The following is a 19,161-nucleotide window of genomic DNA, read 5'->3' on the forward strand; positions in this document are numbered from 1 at the left end:
GTGTCTCACATGACTGCAGAAATTAAAACAGGCGAAAAAATGATTGTCTTTATGGTAAATGGCAAAGAATATGCCATTTCTGTCACTCAGGTGAAATCAATTGAGAAATGGCAAAAGCCAACGAGAGTGCCAGGCGTTGAACCTTATATTTGCGGAGTGATCAATTTGCGCGGCGTGGTGACTCCGGTTATTGATTTAAGAAAGCGTCTCAGCTTGCCTGAGTATGAAATTACCGATGAAACACGAATTATCATTATTGCTTATCGTGATATTGAAGTGGGCTGGATAGTGGATGAAGCAAATGATGTTATAACAGTTCATGAAAGTGAAATAGAATCCGCTCCGGAAAGTGTTCAAAAAGACACGTATGTGTCGATCAAACAGATTGTAAAACAAGAGAACAGGCTCTTAAATATTATTGATGCAAATGCGGTTTTGGATAAAGAATCATCTCAGTCCGCTGTGCCCGATCAGGCTTAATCTTAAAGGGGTTATGACATGAGTATTTTTAATGGAATCAAAGAAGAGCAGATGGACATTTTGCGGGAAGTCGGCAATATCGGAGCCGGCCACTCTGCTTCTGCAATGGCCCAGCTGTTAAATAGAAAGATTGATATGGAAGTCCCGTTTGCAAAGTTACTATCATTTGATGAACTTGTAGACTTTTTCGGCGGAGCAGAAATGCCGGTCGCCAGCATCTTTTTAAGAATGGAAGGCGATTTGACGGGCTCAATGTTCTTTATAATGCCTTTTTATCAGGCGGAGCAGTTTATTAGAGAGCTGATCGGCAACCCGGATTTTGATATAGAAAACCTGGGTGAAGATCATATGAGTTCTTCCGCTTTGCATGAACTGGGCAATATTTTAGCAGGATCATATTTAACGGCATTGGCTGATTTGACGAAACTCCAGCTTTACCCGAGTGTTCCAGAAGTTTCACTGGACATGTTCGGTGCTGTCATCAGTGAAGGTCTGATGGAGCTCAGTCAGGTTGGGGAACATGCAATTGTTGTTGATACGTCAATTTTTGACCAAAGCCATCAGCAGGAGCTAAAAGCGCATATGTTTATGCTGCCGGACTATGATTCATTTGAAAAGCTCTTTGTCGCCTTGGGTGCTTCATTATGAGTACAACTGAGGCTGCTGTTGTAAAGGTTGGAATTGCGGACGTGAAGATCGCCCGCTTCCCGGATTCAATCCGGACGTCTGGTTTAGGGTCGTGTGTAGGGCTGGTGCTTTACGATAAAGAAAAGCAAACGGCGGGGCTTGTCCATGTCATGCTGCCGGATTCGACGTTATCAAAAACAGCTGAACTCAATCGGGCAAAATATGCCGATACCGCTGTAAAAGCTACGATTGATATGCTGGTAGAAGCGGGCTGCCGAAAGTTTGCGTTAAAAGCAAAGCTTGCCGGCGGATCAGAGATGTTTAAATTTAAAATGACGAATGATTTGATGAAGATCGGACCGAGAAATGTCTTAGCGATAAAGGAACAGCTGTCATTATATAATATTCCGATTATCAGTGAAGATACGGGAGGCTCAAGCGGCCGGACGATAGAATTTGAACCGAAGTCCTGTATGCTGCATATTCGAACTGTTAAACAAGGTGAAAAAACGATTTAATTAAGGTATTAGGGGGATAACAATGCAATCCTTGAATTATGAAGATCAGGTGCTTTGGTCGCGCTGGAAAGAGTGGAAAGATCCTAAGGCCGGTGATGATTTAATGCGCCGTTACATGCCGCTTGTCACATATCATGTAGGCAGAATTTCTGTCGGACTGCCAAAATCAGTGCATAAAGACGATCTTATGAGCCTTGGTATGCTTGGTTTATACGATGCCCTTGAAAAATTTGACCCCAGCCGGGACTTAAAATTTGATACCTACGCCTCGTTTAGAATTCGCGGTGCAATTATTGACGGGCTTCGTAAAGAGGATTGGCTGCCCAGAACCTCGCGTGAAAAAACAAAGAAGGTTGAAGCTGCGATTGAAAAGCTTGAACAGCGCTATCTTCGGAATGTATCGCCCGCAGAAATTGCAGAGGAACTCGGAATGACGGAACAGGATGTAGTGTCAACAATGAATGAAGGTTTTTTTGCAAATCTGCTGTCAATTGACGAAAAGCTTCATGATCAGGATGACGGGGAAAACATCCAGGTCATGATCAGAGATGACAAAAATGTCCCGCCGGAAGAAAAGATCATGAAAGATGAGCTGATTGCGCAGCTTGCGGACAAAATTCACGAACTCTCTGAAAAAGAACAGCTTGTGGTCAGTTTGTTCTATAAAGAGGAATTGACATTGACAGAAATCGGACAGGTATTGAATCTTTCTACGTCCCGTATATCACAAATACATTCAAAGGCACTATTTAAATTAAAGAATCTGCTTGAAAAAGTAATTCAATAAAGAATTCTCATGATTAGCGAGTGAAAAACATGTCAACACTATTATGGCTTTTAAGCTTCACGCTTCACGGCGTTCTTCTGTACGCTGTCATTATCCTGTATATGAGGCTCGCAGCTGTGAAAGAAACAGAAAAACAGCAAAAGAAGCTGCTGGAAGAGACGGAGAACACACTTGCGGCATTTCTTCTTGAACTAAAAGAAGAAAATGAGAAGTTGATAGACAACTTGGATGTACCTTCTGTTCAAACTGAAGAAAAACAGAAGGAAGAGCATCAGCAGGCTGAACAACATTCAGAGCGAGGTGCTGTTCAGGAAGAAAACAACGCTCTTCCCGAGCATATCGAAGGTCTGATCAACGAGGTTGAGAGGGCGGAAGAGAACGTAAACAGCGATGCCCGATCATTTGAAGATGAAGTTATGGCATTATATGAACAGGGATATTCAGCTAGTGAAATTGCTCAGAAATTGAAAAGCGGAAAGACAGAAATCGAGCTATTTTTAAAATTTCGCTCCAAAGCTGTAAAGGATTCTTGATTGTCGCATAAAGCTGTGTTATATTATGTCTTGGTGTTAAATACACACGCTTAACGATTTATGCAGAGGGTGCTGCAGGCGGCAGTTCTGCACAAAAATGACCTAAGCGGAGGAAAAAAACCATTATATTAGGAGGAAATAACATGTCAGTCATTTCTATGAAGCAATTGCTTGAAGCTGGTGTTCACTTCGGTCACCAAACACGCCGTTGGAACCCAAAAATGAAGCGTTACATTTTCACGGAGCGTAACGGAATCTATATCATTGACCTTCAAAAAACAGTCAAAAAAGTAGAGGAAGCTTACAACTTCACTAAAAATCTTGCTGCTGAAGGCGGAAGAATCCTTTTCGTCGGCACAAAAAAACAAGCTCAAGATTCTGTTAAAGAAGAAGCTCAACGCTCTGGCATGTACTATGTCAACCAACGCTGGTTGGGCGGTACATTAACAAACTTTGAAACAATCCAAAAACGTATTAAACGTCTTAAAGACATTGAAAAAATGCAAGAAAACGGTACGTTTGAAGTACTTCCTAAAAAAGAAGTCGTTCAATTGAAAAAAGAATTAGAGCGTCTTGAAAAATTCCTAGGCGGAATTAAAGAAATGAAGGATCTTCCTGATGCATTGTTCATCATCGATCCTCGCAAAGAGCGCATCGCTGTTGCGGAAGCTCGCAAATTAAACATCCCTATCATCGGAATTGTAGATACTAACTGTGATCCTGATGAAATCGATGTTGTTATTCCTGCGAACGATGACGCTATCCGCGCTGTTAAACTTCTAACTTCTAAAATGGCAGATGCAATCTTAGAAGCGAAGCAAGGCGAAGAAGAAGCGGAAGTTGCTGAAGAAACTGCACCAGAAACTGAAACAACAACTGCGTAACCTATTCAAAAGGTGATAAGAGGGACTGCCTTTTATCACCTTTTTTCAAGAAAAATGTCATGATACATATCTTGTTTAAACATATAAGGAGGAATACAAATGGCTATTACTGCACAGCAAGTAAAAGAACTGCGTCAAAAAACTGGCGCGGGTATGATGGATTGTAAGAAAGCGTTAACTGAAACTGATGGAGATATGGACAAAGCAATTGACCTTCTTAGAGAAAAAGGAATTGCAAAAGCAGCGAAAAAAGCTGACCGTATCGCAGCAGAAGGTTCAACTCTTATTAAAACTGACGGCAACAAAGGTGTTATCTTAGAAGTAAACTCTGAAACTGATTTCGTTGCGAAAAACGAAGGCTTCGTAGAGCTTCTTAACACATTAGCTGACCACCTTCTTGCAAACACTCCTGCAGATGTTGAAGAAGCAATGGGCCAAAAAATGGACAACGGCTCTACTGTAGAAGAGTACATTACAAGTGCAGTTGCTAAAATCGGTGAGAAAATCACGCTTCGCCGCTTTGCTGTTCTTACAAAAGATGACAGCTCCGCATTCGGTGCTTACCTTCACATGGGCGGACGCATCGGCGTATTAACTGTTCTTAACGGTACAACTGACGAAGAAACTGCGAAAGATATCGCAATGCATGTTGCTGCGGTTAACCCTCGTTACATTTCTCGTGACCAAGTATCAGAAGAAGAAACAGACCATGAGCGTCAAATCTTAACTCAGCAAGCTCTTCAAGAAGGAAAACCTGAAAACATCGTAGCGAAAATGGTTGAAGGCCGTCTGAACAAATTCTTCGAAGAAATTTGTCTTTTAGACCAAGCATTCGTTAAAAACCCAGATGAAAAAGTGAAACAAGTTGTTGCAGCGAAAAATGCAACTGTTGAAACTTTCGTTCGCTATGAAGTTGGCGAAGGTATCGAAAAACGTCAAGAAAACTTTGCTGAAGAAGTAATGAACCAAGTGAAAAAATAATGGTGAAAAGATGTCGCGATCAAGTCGCGTCTTTTCAGGCAGTATAGGGGACACACTTTGTGTTCCCTATTTTTAAAACTATATTTACAAACCTTTTTTTCTCTTGCATAATAGAAAACGGCAATGTTTACACTTGGAGGTTATTATGGAAAAACCAAAATACAAACGTATCGTATTAAAGCTTAGCGGGGAAGCATTGGCAGGGGAACAGGGTAACGGAATTAACCCTACTGTCATTCAATCCATTGCAAAGCAAGTGAAAGAAATCGCTGAGCTTGAAGTCGAAGTGGCTGTTGTAGTAGGCGGCGGCAACTTATGGCGCGGAAAAACAGGAAGTGACCTGGGCATGGACCGCGCAACTGCAGACTATATGGGGATGCTGGCGACAGTGATGAACTCGCTTGCTCTTCAAGACAGCTTGGAAACACTCGGAATCCAGTCCAGAGTGCAAACATCCATTGAAATGAGACAAGTTGCTGAACCGTATATCAGAAGAAAAGCGATACGCCACTTAGAGAAAAAACGTGTCGTTATTTTTGCTGCGGGTACAGGAAACCCATATTTCTCAACTGATACGACAGCTGCACTGCGCGCTGCTGAAATTGAAGCAGACGTTATTTTAATGGCTAAAAACAATGTTGACGGTGTGTATAATGCTGATCCTAGAAAAGATGAATCAGCTGTAAAATATGAATCGCTTTCTTACCTTGACGTTTTAAAAGACGGCTTGGAAGTGATGGATTCAACAGCATCATCTTTATGCATGGATAATGACATTCCGCTAATCGTCTTTTCTATTATGGAAGAAGGAAATATTAAACGCGCCGTGACAGGCGAATCAATCGGAACGATCGTGAGGGGGAAATAACGTGTCAAAAGAAGTATTAACACAAACGAAAGAAAAAATGGAAAAAGCAATTGCTGCTTATCAGCGTGAATTGGCTACTGTACGCGCAGGCCGTGCGAACCCATCTTTATTAGATAAAGTAACAGTTGAATATTACGGAGCGCAGACACCTTTAAATCAGCTGTCTTCTATTAACGTGCCTGAAGCTCGTATGCTGGTCATAACACCATACGACAAGTCAGCAATCGGTGATATCGAAAAAGCAATTTTAAAAGCGGATTTAGGCTTAACGCCAACGAGCGACGGCAATATGATTCGCATTGCGATTCCTGCGCTAACAGAAGAAAGACGTAAAGAATTAGTCAAAGTTGTAAAAAAATATGCTGAAGACGCAAAAGTAGCTGTACGAAATGTACGCCGTGATGCGAACGATGATCTCAAAAAACTTGAGAAAAACGGAGACATCACTGAAGATGAGCTGCGTGCTTCCAATGAAGATGTTCAAAAACTGACAGATGAATATGTGTCAAAAATTGACAGTGTCACAAAAGACAAAGAAAAAGAAATCATGGAAGTTTAATGAAAAACTATGTACAATAGATAATAGTGAAAAGACCCTCTCATGTTTACAGGGGGTTTTTTTGTTAATACTGTTGATTACATTAGTTATCAGCAGGGAATGCAACCTTTTTGGGTGACGGAGGAATCTCATGCTCAACATACTCAAAAATTGGAAGAACCAGCAAACTGCGGCTTCCAACTTAGAACGCTATACAAAAGAAGACATACTTAAGGGAGAAATCCCCGAACACATCGCCATTATAATGGATGGAAATGGCCGTTGGGCTAAAAAACGCTCTCTCCCCCGAATTGCAGGCCACCACGAAGGAATGAAGGTGGTTAAAAGGACAACTAAGCTTGCTAACGAATTGGGTGTCAAAGTACTGACCCTGTACGCATTTTCAACAGAAAACTGGAAGCGGCCAAAAATGGAAGTTGATTTTTTGATGAAGCTTCCTGAAGAGTTTTTAAATACGTATCTACCGGAACTTGTTGAGGAGAATGTGCAGGTCCGGATTATAGGAGATGAATCAGCCTTGCCGCCGCACACAATGCGTGCGATTGAAAAGGCTGTAAAGGATACGGCGCAAAATGACGGGCTGATCCTTAATTTTGCTCTCAACTATGGAGGGCGTACTGAAATTGTCACTGCTGCAAAAACACTCGCGGAAAAAGTGAAGGATGGTTCTTTGAAAATAGAAGACATTGATGAATCGCTTTTTTCTAATCATTTAATGACTGAATCTTTGCAGGATCCTGAACTTTTAATTCGAACGAGCGGCGAGATTAGACTAAGCAACTTTATGCTTTGGCAGGTTGCCTACAGTGAATTTGTCTTTACTGACGTTCTGTGGCCTGACTTTAAAGAAAATCATTTCTTGCAGGCGTTAGGAGAATATCAGCAACGGGGCCGGAGGTTTGGCGGAATTTAGAGGATGGTGGACATGAAACAAAGAATTTTGACAGGTGTTCTGGCAGCAATTGTATTTTTATTTTTAGTTATTGTCGGGAATTTGCCGTTCACCATATTAGTTTATGCAATGGGCAGTGTAGCACTTTTTGAGCTTTTGCGGATGAAAAAACTTAAGCTTGTTTCACTGCCTGGATTGATCAGTCTTTTATTGTTATGGATGTTCTTAATGCCAAGCCAGTATTCTTTTTTTGAAGCGAATGGTATCTCGAAAATTGAAACGGCTTTGTTCGCAGTACTGATTTTACTGACGTACACAGTATTGGTGAAGAACACTTTTACCTTTGATGAAGTCGGCTTTATTACCCTTGCAACGATTTACATCGGAATGTGTTTTCATTATTTTATTGAAATCAGAAACCTTGATCAGCACGGGCTGACATACATTTTTTATGCCTGTGTCGTGATTTGGTCGACTGATTCCGGTGCATATTTTGTCGGGAAATCGCTTGGGAAACGAAAATTGTGGCCTGAAATCAGCCCTAATAAAACAGTTGAGGGATTTGTAGGCGGAATCGTCATTGCACTTGTACTTTCGACGATTTTTCAGCTTGTCGCAAACCTGCCGATCCCATATTTCTATCTGCTTTTGATCACACTGTTTTTGTCTGTTTTCGGACAGATTGGGGATTTAGTAGAATCCGCTCTGAAAAGACATTACGATGTAAAGGATTCTGGGAAGATCCTTCCCGGGCATGGCGGTGTGCTAGACCGTTTTGACAGTTTTTTGTTTGTCATGCCTTTCTTGTACTTTCTGCTTGCCCTTTTTTCATAAAAAAGTCTAATATGAATATGAGACTGAATATGCAGCAAAAAGAATAGGAGTAGTGGCACTTTGAAAAATATTTGTCTTTTAGGAGCAACAGGATCAATCGGCGAACAGACTCTTGACGTATTGCGTACGCACCAAGACCAATTTCAGCTGGTATCTATGTCGTTCGGCAAAAATATTGATAAGGCCGTGCCGATGATAGAGGCCTTTCAGCCGAAGTTTGTATCTGTCGGTGATCTGGATACATATCACAAATTAAAACAAGTTTCTTTTTCATTTGATTGCCAGATCGGGCTTGGAGAAGAAGGCCTGATTGAAGCGGCAGTTATGGAGGAAGTCGATATTGTTGTCAATGCCTTGCTTGGAAGTGTCGGTCTCATCCCTACGTTAAAGGCGATCGAACAGAAAAAAACAATTGCGCTTGCAAATAAGGAAACTCTTGTCACTGCCGGGCATATAGTTAAAGAACATGCTAAGAAATACAATGTTCCGCTGCTGCCCGTTGACAGTGAGCATTCAGCCATTTTTCAAGCCCTACAAGGCGAACAGGCTAAAAACATTGATCGCCTTATCATTACGGCGTCCGGCGGAAGTTTTCGGGACAAGACGCGGGAGCAGCTCGAATCAGTTACAATTGAAGATGCATTACAGCACCCGAATTGGTCAATGGGTGCAAAAATTACAATTGATTCGGCTACAATGATGAATAAGGGATTAGAGGTGATTGAGGCGCATTGGCTTTTCGATATTCCATATGAACAAATCGATGTGGTCTTACATAAGGAGAGCATCATCCATTCCATGGTAGAGTTTCATGACAAAAGTGTGATTGCACAGCTCGGCACTCCTGATATGAGGGTTCCGATTCAATATGCGCTCACCTATCCCGACCGATTGCCATTGCCAGACGCCAAAAGGCTCGAGCTGTGGGAAATCGGCAGTCTTCATTTTGAGAAAGCTGACTTTGACAGGTTCCGCTGCTTACAATTTGCCTTTGAATCAGGTAAAATAGGGGGAACAATGCCGACTGTGCTAAACGCGGCAAATGAAGTGGCTGTCGCCGCCTTTTTAGCGGGCAAGATATCGTTTTTAGCGATTGAAGACTGTATCGAAAAGGCATTAAACCGCCATCAGCTTATTCAAAAGCCTAGCTTGGCAGACATTCAGGAAGTGGACAAAGATACCCGGGGATACGTCAATTCAATACTCACATAAGGTGGTATGTTCGTGAATACAGTTATAGCGTTTATCATTATTTTCGGAACGCTCGTTTTCTTCCATGAACTGGGCCATTTGTTGTTAGCCCAAAGAGCGGGAATTTTGTGCCGTGAATTTGCGATCGGCTTTGGTCCAAAAATCTTTTCATTCAAAAAAAATGAAACGGTGTATACGATCAGACTTCTCCCGGTCGGCGGGTTTGTCCGCATGGCCGGCGAAGATCCGGAAATGATTGAGGTGAAACCCGGCTACACGATCGGGCTTCTTTTTAACAAAGAGGATCAGGTTGAAAAAGTCATCATCAATCAAAAGGAAAAATACCCGGATGCTTTAATTATCGAGGTGGAAACGGCGGACCTAGAGCATGACATGAAGATCACCGGCTATGAACAGGGGAAAGAGGATGAGCTTTCCAGCTTTACTGTGAGTGAAACCTCCTTTTTCATTGTAGACGGAGAAGAAGTTCAGATCGCGCCGTATAACCGCCAGTTTGGTTCCAAACCTGTGTGGCAGCGAATTAAGGCGATTGCCGCAGGTCCGATTATGAATTTCATATTGGCTTATGTCATTTTAGTGATGCTTGGGCTGATTCAGGGTGTTCCGTCAAATGAGCCTATGCTTGGACAACTGACAGACAACGGACGGGCAGCCGAAGCAGGGCTAAAAGAAGGAGATTACATTCAAAGCATTAACGGAGAGAAGATGAGGTCCTGGACCGACATTGTCTCTGCGGTAAAAGAAAACCCGGAAAAAGAAATTGACGTTGAGGTAAATAGAGATAAAAAAACCCTCCACATTTCAGTTACTCCGGAAGCCGTTAAAGATGAGAACAAAAAAACAATCGGCCGCTTTGGTTCTTACGCGCCAACTGAGAAAGGCGTTCTCTCAGCAGTTGCTTATGGTGCAACATCAACTGTTGATGTTACAAAAGCGATATTAACAAATCTCAGTAAATTAGTGACAGGACAATTTAAAATTGATATGCTTTCAGGTCCTGTCGGCATATACGATATGACAGACCAAGTGGCAAAAACGGGAATCATTAATTTATTCCAGTTTGCTGCATTTTTAAGTATTAACCTAGGTATCGTCAACCTGCTTCCGATTCCGGCTCTTGACGGCGGAAGACTGTTGTTTCTATTTATAGAAGCCATTCGGGGCAAACCGATCAACAGAGAAAAAGAAGCCTTTGTGGTGTTTATCGGAGTCGCTTTCCTAATGCTTCTTATGCTGGTCGTTACATGGAACGATATCCAGCGGCTGTTTTTGTAAATGAAAAGTAAATCAATCAGAGGTGCGAAGAAATGAGACAAAGCTTGACGCTTATTCCTACGCTCCGTGAAGTTCCAGCTGATGCCGAAGCGAAAAGTCATCAGCTTCTTCTAAGAGCAGGATTTATCAGACAGAATACGAGCGGGGTATACAGCTATATGCCTCTTGCGTATAAGGTTATTCAAAACATTCAGCAGATCGTCCGTGAGGAAATGGAAAAAATCGACGCTGTAGAAATGCTTATGCCCGCGCTGCAGCAGGCTGAGACATGGCAGGAATCAGGCAGATGGTATACGTACGGTCCTGAACTGATGAGACTTCAAGACCGTCACGGCCGTGAATTTGCTTTAGGGGCAACGCATGAAGAAGTGATCACTTCACTCGTTCGCGATGAGGTTAAATCCTATAAGCGTCTCCCTCTGACTCTGTACCAAATCCAGTCTAAATTCAGGGATGAAAAACGCCCGCGCTTCGGTTTATTAAGAGGCCGCGAATTCATTATGAAGGATGCTTATTCTTTCCATGCTTCTGAAGAGAGCTTGGATGAAACATATCAAAAAATGTACAATGCGTATTCTAATGTTTTCGCCCGCTGCGGCATTAATGTAAGACCTGTTATCGCTGACTCAGGTGCCATGGGTGGAAAAGATACACATGAGTTTATGGCACTTTCTGAAATCGGAGAGGATACCATTGCGTACTCTGATGAATCACAATATGCAGCCAATATCGAAATGGCTGAAGTTCTTTATCAGGAAGTCACTTCAAATGAAGAGCCTATCGCTTTAGAAAAAGTGCACACTCCTAATGTGAAAACGATCGATGAGCTGACTGCATTTTTACAGGTTTCAGCTGAAGCCTGCATTAAATCGGTATTGTTTAAAGCGGATGACCGTTTTGTTCTGGTGCTTGTAAGAGGGGATCACGAAGTGAATGATATTAAAGTGAAGAATCTCCTGCATGCAGAGGTTATGGAACTTGCTTCTCATGAAGAGGTCGTTCAGCAGCTTGGAACAGAGCCTGGTTTTGTCGGACCTATCGGTGTGAATCAAGAGATTGACGTCTATGCAGATTTCGCTGTTAAAGCAATGGTTAATGCTGTTGCCGGTGCGAATGAAGGAGATTATCATTATAAAAATGTCAACGTAACCCGCGATGCGCAAATTAAAGAATTTGCCGATCTTCGCTTTATTAAGGAAGGCGACCCGTCACCAGACGGCAAAGGCACGATCCGTTTTGCAGAAGGAATCGAAGTCGGACAAGTCTTTAAGCTTGGAACTCGTTATTCTGAAGCGATGAATGCGACATATTTAGATGAAAACGGACGAGCACAGCCAATGCTGATGGGCTGTTACGGAATCGGTGTTTCCAGAACCCTTTCTGCTATTGCTGAACAGCATCACGACGAAAAAGGCTTAATATGGCCAAAAAGCGTCGCGCCGTATGATCTTCATATTCTTGCACTGAATATCAAAAACGATGCGCAAAAAGAATTGGCTGAAAAGCTGTACGCTGATTTAAAGGCGAAAGGCTATGAAGTGCTGTATGACGATCGTGCGGAACGCGCCGGCGTAAAATTTGCTGACTCGGATCTAATCGGTCTTCCAATCCGTATTACTGTCGGCAAACGGGCTGATGAAGGAATTGTGGAAGTGAAAATCCGCAAAACAGGTGAGTCAACAGAAGTTTCTGTTGATGAGTTATCTGGTTTTATCAGCAAGCAGTAAACACCATAACGATTTATCAAAAAACATGTTAAAATAGAAATAATAGAAGGTACCTCATTGCCTGAGGTACCTTCACTTATGATGTTTTTAGGGGGGATACTGTCTTAATGGAACAGTTATCAGTAAACAGAAGGCAGTTTCAAATTCTTCTGCAGCAGATTAATATGACAGATGATACCTTCATGACATACTTTGAAGATGGCGAGATTAAAAAGCTGACGATACACAAAGCATCTAAATCTTGGCATTTTCATTTTAAATTTAAATCTTTGCTGCCTTATCAAATATATGACATGTTAACCATGAGGCTGACGCAATCGTTTGCCCATATTGCAAAAGTGACGTCTTCAATCGAAGTGCATGATGCCGAGGTTGATGAAGGCCTCGTGCAGGATTACTGGACACGCTGCATTGAAGAGTTGCAAGGCATTTCACCGCCGATTATCAGTCTCTTAAGCCAGCAAAAACCAAAGCTGAAGGGCAACAAACTGATTGTCAAAACAAAAACGGATACAGAAGCATCTGCTCTTAAGAACAAATACAGTGCGATGATTCAAGCGGGATACCGTCAATTTGGGTTTCCGGATTTTCAGCTTGATGCTGAAATATTTGTATCTGATCAAGAAGTGCAAAAGTTTCGGGAACAAAAGCTAGCTGAAGATCAAGAACGGGCGATGCAGGCTTTAATTGAAATGGAGAAGAAAGATAAAGAAAGTGATGAAGATCAAGCTCCTTCAGGGCCTCTTGTTATCGGCTATCAAATTAAAGATAACGAGGAAATCAGAACACTTGACAGCATAATGGACGAGGAACGGAGAATTACGGTTCAGGGTTATGTGTTTGATGTGGAAACCAGAGAACTGAAAAGCGGGCGCACGCTGTGCATCTTCAAAATTACTGACTACACAAATAGTATCTTAATTAAAATGTTTGCAAGAGAAAAAGAAGATGCGGCCCTGATGAAGTCTCTGAAAAAGGGCATGTGGGTAAAAGCGCGCGGAAGCATTCAAAACGACACCTTTGTCCGAGATCTGGTCATGATTGCAAACGATGTAAATGAGATAAAAGCAAAAAACCGTGAAGACACGGCGCCTGAAGGAGAAAAAAGGGTAGAATTGCATCTGCATTCCCCAATGAGCCAAATGGATGCTGTAACAGGCATCGGAAAGCTTGTTGAACAGGCGAAAAAATGGGGGCATGAGGCGATCGCTTTGACTGACCATGCTGTCGTTCAATCCTTCCCAGATGCGTATTCTGCTGCCCAAAAACATGGAATTAAAATGATTTACGGAATGGAAGCAAATATCGTGGATGACGGGGTGCCGATTGCTTATAATCCCGCACACCGTTTGCTTGATGAAGAAACATATGTCGTTTTTGACGTCGAAACAACCGGACTTTCCGCTGTGTATGATACGATTATTGAACTGGCGGCTGTAAAAGTGAAAGGCGGGGAGATCATTGATAAGTTTGAGTCATTTGCCAACCCGCATCGTCCGCTTTCGGCGACAATCATTGAACTGACAGGCATCACTGATGATATGCTGGTCGACGCGCCGGATGTAATAGACGTGATAAGAGATTTCAGAGAATGGATTGGCGATGATATTCTCGTCGCCCATAATGCAAGCTTCGATATGGGATTTTTAAACGTTGCTTTCAAAAAGCTTCTCCAAGTTGAAAAAGCAAAAAATCCTGTCATTGATACACTGGAGCTCGGCCGTTTTCTTTATCCGGAATTTAAGAATCACCGTCTGAACACGCTGTGTAAAAAGTTTAACATTGAACTTACACAGCACCACCGCGCGATCTACGATACCGAGGCAACCGCTTATTTGCTTTTGAAAATGCTGGAGGATGCTGCTGAAAAGGGCATTCAGTATCATGACCAGCTGAATGAAAATATGGGTCAGTCCAACGCTTATCAAAGGTCAAGACCGTATCATGCAACAGTGCTGGCGGTGAACAGCACAGGCTTGAAAAACTTATTTAAGCTCGTTTCACTTTCCCATATTCATTATTTTTACAGAGTGCCGCGTATTCCAAGATCTCAGCTTGAGAAATACAGGGAAGGCCTTCTGATCGGTTCAGCTTGCGACAGAGGAGAGGTTTTTGAAGGCATGATGCAAAAGTCGCCGGAAGAGGTGGAGGATGTTGCGTCATTCTACGATTATCTCGAGGTTCAACCGCCTGAGGTGTACCGCCACTTGCTTGAGCTAGAACTGGTTCGCGATGAAAAATCGCTGAAAGAAATCATTACGAATATCACCAAACTCGGTGAAAAGCTTAATAAACCTGTTGTCGCAACAGGAAATGTTCATTATTTGAATGATGAGGACAAAATTTACAGAAAGATTTTAGTATCCTCTCAGGGCGGCGCGAATCCGCTGAACAGACACGAACTCCCGAAAGTGCATTTCAGAACGACAGATGAAATGCTTGAAGCCTTTTCCTTCTTAGGAGAAGAAAAAGCGAAGGAAATCGTTGTCACCAACACACAAAAGGTTGCGTCTTTAATTGAAGACATCAAGCCGATTAAAGATGATTTATATACGCCGAAAATCGAAGGCGCTGATGAAGAGATCAGGGAAATGAGCTATCAGCGTGCACGAAGCATTTACGGAGAGCAGCTCCCTGAAATCGTTGAAGCGCGTATTGAAAAAGAACTGAAAAGTATCATCGGCCACGGCTTTGCTGTTATTTATTTGATCTCTCATAAACTCGTAAAGAGATCTCTCGATGACGGGTATCTGGTAGGGTCACGGGGATCGGTAGGTTCTTCATTAGTTGCGACACTTACTGAGATCACAGAGGTGAACCCGCTGCCGCCGCACTATATATGTGCTGAATGCCAGCATTCTGAGTTCTTTAATGACGGATCTGTCGGTTCAGGTTTTGACCTGCCTGACAAAATGTGTCCTCATTGCGGAACGCCTTTGAAAAAAGACGGGCACGATATTCCGTTTGAAACGTTCTTGGGATTTAAAGGGGATAAAGTACCTGATATCGATTTGAATTTCTCAGGGGAATATCAGCCGCAGGCCCACAATTATACAAAAGTATTGTTCGGAGAAGACAACGTATATCGTGCGGGAACGATCGGCACGGTTGCAGAAAAAACAGCCTACGGTTACGTAAAAGGCTATGCCGGCGACAATAATCTCCATATGCGCGGCGCCGAAATCGACCGGCTTGTGCAAGGCTGTACAGGTGTAAAACGGACGACCGGACAGCACCCTGGCGGTATTATCGTAGTTCCGGATTATATGGATATTTATGATTTCTCTCCGATTCAGTTTCCGGCAGATGCGACAGGTTCTGAATGGAAAACGACTCATTTTGACTTCCATTCCATTCATGACAACCTGCTGAAGCTTGATATTCTGGGGCACGATGACCCGACGGTAATCCGTATGCTTCAAGATTTAAGCGGAATTGATCCAAAAACGATTCCGACAGATGACCCTGAAGTAATGAAAATCTTCCAAGGAACCGAATCACTCGGTGTCACACAGGAACAGATTGGATGTAAAACGGGCACCCTGGGAATTCCTGAATTCGGAACCCGCTTTGTCCGGCAAATGCTTGAAGACACAAAGCCGACAACGTTTTCTGAGCTCGTTCAGATTTCAGGGCTGTCTCACGGAACAGATGTATGGCTCGGCAATGCGCAAGAGCTCATTCACAATAATATTTGTGAGCTGAGTGAGGTGATCGGCTGCCGTGATGACATTATGGTTTATTTAATCTATCAAGGGCTCGAGCCGTCACTGGCGTTTAAAATTATGGAATTTGTCCGTAAAGGAAAAGGTTTAACGCCTGAATGGGAAGAAGAAATGAAAAATAACAATGTACCAGACTGGTATATCGATTCCTGCAAAAAGATTAAATACATGTTCCCGAAAGCCCACGCCGCGGCTTATGTATTAATGGCGGTCCGTATTGCTTACTTTAAAGTGCATCACGCGCTTCTGTATTATGCGGCTTATTTTACGGTTCGTGCAGACGACTTTGATATTGATACAATGATCAAAGGCTCCACAGCAATCAAAGCTGTAATGGAGGATATCAACTCCAAAGGGCTTGATGCGTCGCCGAAGGAAAAAAACCTTCTCACAGTATTAGAATTAGCGCTGGAAATGTGTGAAAGAGGCTATTCATTCCAAAAAGTCGATTTATACCGCTCCAGCGCAACGGAATTTATTATTGACGGCAACAGCCTGATCCCGCCGTTTAATTCTATTCCTGGATTAGGTACGAACGCCGCTCTAAATATTGTAAAGGCCCGTGAAGAAGGAGAATTTCTCTCAAAAGAAGATTTGCAAAAGAGAGGGAAAGTATCAAAAACGATTTTAGAGTATTTAGATCGTCACGGCTGTTTGGAGTCATTGCCGGATCAAAACCAATTATCGCTGTTTTAGCATATAAAAGCCGAATTTCTTAAGAAATTCGGCTTTTATGCATACATGAGCGGCAAAAGTGCAATCGTATGAGTAGAGCCCCTGTGATCAGCTTAACAGCGTAAAGGTAACGTATATCCATTTGCAATAAAAATATGGTTATGGTATAGTTTTATTGGAAATGCTAACGATTACCGAGGCAAAGAGTGGGGAAACCCGCTCTTTTGTATTGAACAAGACAATTTTGTCTCGACATGTTCATCGTTTACTTTAAAGCCCCTGCTCTTTTGAAGCAGGGTTTTTATGCAGAGTGACGAGACGAATATGATATCGACAGCACAAGGAGGAAGAACATGAGCAAAAAAGTGACTGACACCGTTCAAGAAATGGCTCAGCCAATCGTAGACAGCCTTCAGCTCGAACTCGTTGACATTGAATTTGTCAAAGAGGGTCAAAGCTGGTTCCTTCGCGTGTTTATTGATTCCGATGACGGTGTGGATATTGAGGAATGTGCCAAAGTAAGCGAAGCTCTAAGCGAGAAGCTTGATGAGGCAGACCCAATCAGCCAAAATTACTTTCTTGAGGTTTCATCCCCGGGAGCTGAGCGTCCATTAAAGAAAAAAGCCGATTTCGAAAAATCACTTGGGAAAAATGTATACATTAAGACCTATGAGCCGATTGACGGCGTAAAAGTGTTTGAAGGACAGCTGGCTGAATTCGATGGACAAACAGTGACAGTTGAGATGACAATCAAAACAAGAAAGAAACGGATCGATATTCCGTATGAAAAAATAGCTAACGCAAGATTAGCTGTAACATTCTAATGAATACAAGTTTTAAGGGGGGAGACCGTTAACATGAGCAGTGAATTACTAGATGCTCTCACCATTCTTGAAAAAGAAAAAGGCATCAGCAAAGAAATTATCATTGAAGCAATCGAAGCTGCTTTAATTTCTGCTTATAAGCGAAATTTTAATCAGGCGCAGAATGTACGGGTGGATTTGAACCGTGAAACAGGTACAATCCGTGTATTCGCAAGAAAAGATGTCGTTGATGAGGTATACGATCAAAGACTGGAGATCTCAATCGAAGAGGCGCAAAGCATCCACCCGGAATATATGGTAGGCGATGTTGTAGAGATTGAAGTAACGCCTAAGGATTTCGGACGCATTGCGGCCCAAACAGCGAAGCAGGTCGTGACACAGCGTGTGCGCGAAGCTGAACGCGGTGTGATCTATTCTGAGTTTATTGACCGTGAAGAAGACATCATGACTGGTATCGTCCAGCGCCTGGACAATAAATTTATCTATGTGTCTTTGGGCAAAATTGAAGCTTTGCTGCCGGTTAATGAACAAATGCCGAATGAAAGCTATAAGCCTCATGACCGCATTAAGGTGTATATCACAAAAGTAGAAAAAACGACGAAAGGCCCGCAGATTTATGTGTCAAGAACACACCCAGGCCTCTTGAAGCGTTTATTTGAAATCGAAGTGCCGGAAATTTATGATGGAACTGTAGAGCTGAAATCTGTTGCCAGAGAAGCAGGCGACCGTTCGAAAATTTCTGTTCGCACTGATGATCCTGATGTGGATCCGGTGGGCTCTTGCGTCGGTCCTAAAGGCCAGCGTGTACAGGCGATTGTCAATGAATTAAAAGGTGAAAAAATTGACATTGTCAACTGGTCGAATGATCCTGTAGAATTTGTCGCGAATGCGCTCAGCCCTTCGAAAGTGCTGGATGTCATCGTGAATGAAGAAGAAAAAGCGACAACTGTTATTGTTCCTGATTACCAGCTGTCTCTGGCGATTGGCAAAAGAGGGCAAAACGCACGCTTAGCTGCTAAATTGACAGGCTGGAAGATTGATATTAAGAGCGAAACAGACGCAAGAGAGCTTGGAATCTATCCGAGAGAACTTGAAGAAGACGACGAAGAGCCGCTCTTTACGGAGCCTGAAATTGCTGAATCGGATGAATAAGAGGTGACCTTAGGTGAATAAACACAAAAAGATCCCGTTACGCAAGTGTGTAGTGACTGGAGAAATGAAGCCTAAAAAGGAACTAATCCGAGTTGTACGTTCAAAAGAAGGCGAAATCTCAGTAGATCCGACCGGGAAAAAGAACGGGCGGGGTGCTTATTTAACGCTGGATAAAGAGTGCATCTTAGCAGCAAAAAAGAAAAACACTTTGCAAAATCAATTTCAATCACAAATCGATGACCAGATTTTCGAAGAATTGCTGGAACTGGCGGAAAAGGTGAAAAAATAAAATGTCTGGAATGGAATGGTTTCCCTTGCTGGGTCTGGCCAATCGAGCTCGTAAGGTCGTGTCAGGCGAGGACTTGGTTATTAAAGAAATCAGGAATGCGCGTGCGAAGCTTGTCCTGCTTACAGAGGATGCATCATCTAACACAGCAAAGAAAGTAACCGACAAGTGCAATTATTATAAAGTTCCTTATAAAAAAGTCGCGGATCGCGCGATTCTTGGACGCTCTATCGGTAAAGAATCCCGTGTCGTTGTCGCCGTCACTGACCAAGGTTTTGCGAATAAGCTGATCAGCTTGCTCGATTAATATTTTTGGGGGTGA

At 42.7% G+C, this 19,161-nt stretch carries 19 protein-coding genes; all 19 read left to right on the forward strand.

Annotated features, from left to right (window positions below):
- The first annotated feature begins 9 nt into the window (after positions 1-9).
- The 19 genes from cheW (at position 10) to CJU60_RS11525 (ending at position 19,146) form a co-directional block, all read left to right on the forward strand.
- Positions 10-480: a chemotaxis protein CheW gene (gene cheW, locus CJU60_RS11435; RefSeq protein WP_024121414.1), complete on the forward strand. Its 471-nt coding sequence runs from the start codon at positions 10-12 to the stop codon at positions 478-480.
- Between the two features lie 18 nt (positions 481-498).
- Entirely contained in the window at positions 499-1,128 is a 630-nt protein-coding gene (gene cheC / locus CJU60_RS11440) for a CheY-P phosphatase CheC (RefSeq protein ID WP_024121415.1), read from the forward strand.
- Positions 1,125-1,625 (forward strand): chemoreceptor glutamine deamidase CheD, encoded by a 501-nt coding sequence (cheD, locus tag CJU60_RS11445; protein ID WP_024121416.1) that lies wholly within the window; start codon positions 1,125-1,127, stop codon positions 1,623-1,625. Before cheC ends, cheD begins: the two co-directional genes overlap by 4 nt.
- 22 nt (positions 1,626-1,647) lie before the next feature.
- Positions 1,648-2,412: an RNA polymerase sigma-28 factor SigD gene (sigD, locus tag CJU60_RS11450; RefSeq protein WP_010334270.1), complete on the forward strand. Its 765-nt coding sequence runs from the start codon at positions 1,648-1,650 to the stop codon at positions 2,410-2,412.
- Positions 2,413-2,441: 29 nt separating this feature from the next.
- Complete coding sequence (locus CJU60_RS11455) at positions 2,442-2,945, forward strand: Swarming motility protein SwrB (protein WP_095713842.1); 504 nt, start codon at positions 2,442-2,444, stop codon at positions 2,943-2,945.
- Positions 2,946-3,088: 143 nt separating this feature from the next.
- Positions 3,089-3,829 carry a 30S ribosomal protein S2 gene (rpsB, locus tag CJU60_RS11460; protein WP_024121418.1) on the forward strand — a complete coding sequence of 247 codons (741 nt, stop codon included), beginning with the start codon at positions 3,089-3,091 and terminating at the stop codon, positions 3,827-3,829.
- A gap of 99 nt (positions 3,830-3,928) precedes the next feature.
- On the forward strand, positions 3,929-4,810 hold the full coding sequence (tsf, locus tag CJU60_RS11465; RefSeq protein WP_024121419.1) for a translation elongation factor Ts: 882 nt from the start codon (positions 3,929-3,931) through the stop codon (positions 4,808-4,810).
- Positions 4,811-4,955: 145 nt separating this feature from the next.
- The gene (gene pyrH / locus CJU60_RS11470) at positions 4,956-5,678 is read left to right on the forward strand and encodes a UMP kinase (protein WP_010334275.1); all 723 of its coding nucleotides are present in this window, start codon (positions 4,956-4,958) and stop codon (positions 5,676-5,678) included.
- A gap of 1 nt (position 5,679) precedes the next feature.
- A complete protein-coding gene (frr, locus tag CJU60_RS11475) occupies positions 5,680-6,237 on the forward strand; it encodes a ribosome recycling factor (RefSeq protein WP_024121420.1) in 558 nt (185 codons plus the stop codon).
- Positions 6,238-6,367: 130 nt separating this feature from the next.
- Positions 6,368-7,150: an undecaprenyl pyrophosphate synthase gene (locus CJU60_RS11480; RefSeq protein WP_024121421.1), complete on the forward strand. Its 783-nt coding sequence runs from the start codon at positions 6,368-6,370 to the stop codon at positions 7,148-7,150.
- Between the two features lie 3 nt (positions 7,151-7,153).
- Entirely contained in the window at positions 7,154-7,963 is an 810-nt protein-coding gene (gene cdsA / locus CJU60_RS11485) for a phosphatidate cytidylyltransferase (protein WP_081638302.1), read from the forward strand.
- A 60-nt stretch (positions 7,964-8,023) separates the two neighbouring features.
- Positions 8,024-9,175: a 1-deoxy-D-xylulose-5-phosphate reductoisomerase gene (gene dxr / locus CJU60_RS11490; RefSeq protein ID WP_024121423.1), complete on the forward strand. Its 1,152-nt coding sequence runs from the start codon at positions 8,024-8,026 to the stop codon at positions 9,173-9,175.
- Positions 9,176-9,181: 6 nt separating this feature from the next.
- Positions 9,182-10,450 carry an RIP metalloprotease RseP gene (gene rseP / locus CJU60_RS11495; protein WP_095713843.1) on the forward strand — a complete coding sequence of 423 codons (1,269 nt, stop codon included), beginning with the start codon at positions 9,182-9,184 and terminating at the stop codon, positions 10,448-10,450.
- A 32-nt stretch (positions 10,451-10,482) separates the two neighbouring features.
- A complete protein-coding gene (proS, locus tag CJU60_RS11500) occupies positions 10,483-12,177 on the forward strand; it encodes a proline--tRNA ligase (RefSeq protein ID WP_024121425.1) in 1,695 nt (564 codons plus the stop codon).
- Between the two features lie 107 nt (positions 12,178-12,284).
- A complete protein-coding gene (locus tag CJU60_RS11505; RefSeq protein ID WP_024121426.1) occupies positions 12,285-16,598 on the forward strand; it encodes a PolC-type DNA polymerase III in 4,314 nt (1,437 codons plus the stop codon).
- A gap of 332 nt (positions 16,599-16,930) precedes the next feature.
- Complete coding sequence (rimP, locus tag CJU60_RS11510) at positions 16,931-17,401, forward strand: ribosome maturation factor RimP (RefSeq protein WP_024121427.1); 471 nt, start codon at positions 16,931-16,933, stop codon at positions 17,399-17,401.
- Between the two features lie 33 nt (positions 17,402-17,434).
- A complete protein-coding gene (gene nusA, locus CJU60_RS11515; protein WP_095713844.1) occupies positions 17,435-18,553 on the forward strand; it encodes a transcription termination factor NusA in 1,119 nt (372 codons plus the stop codon).
- Positions 18,554-18,566: 13 nt separating this feature from the next.
- Positions 18,567-18,842 carry a glucose-induced regulator RulR gene (gene rulR, locus CJU60_RS11520; RefSeq protein ID WP_010334283.1) on the forward strand — a complete coding sequence of 92 codons (276 nt, stop codon included), beginning with the start codon at positions 18,567-18,569 and terminating at the stop codon, positions 18,840-18,842.
- A 1-nt stretch (position 18,843) separates the two neighbouring features.
- A complete protein-coding gene (locus tag CJU60_RS11525; protein ID WP_024121429.1) occupies positions 18,844-19,146 on the forward strand; it encodes a YlxQ family RNA-binding protein in 303 nt (100 codons plus the stop codon).
- The last annotated feature ends 15 nt before the right edge of the window (positions 19,147-19,161 follow it).

Origin of the sequence: Bacillus sp. 7705b, assembly GCF_002289525.1 — a bacterium.
Classification (GTDB): Bacteria; Bacillota; Bacilli; order Bacillales; family Bacillaceae; genus Bacillus; species Bacillus halotolerans.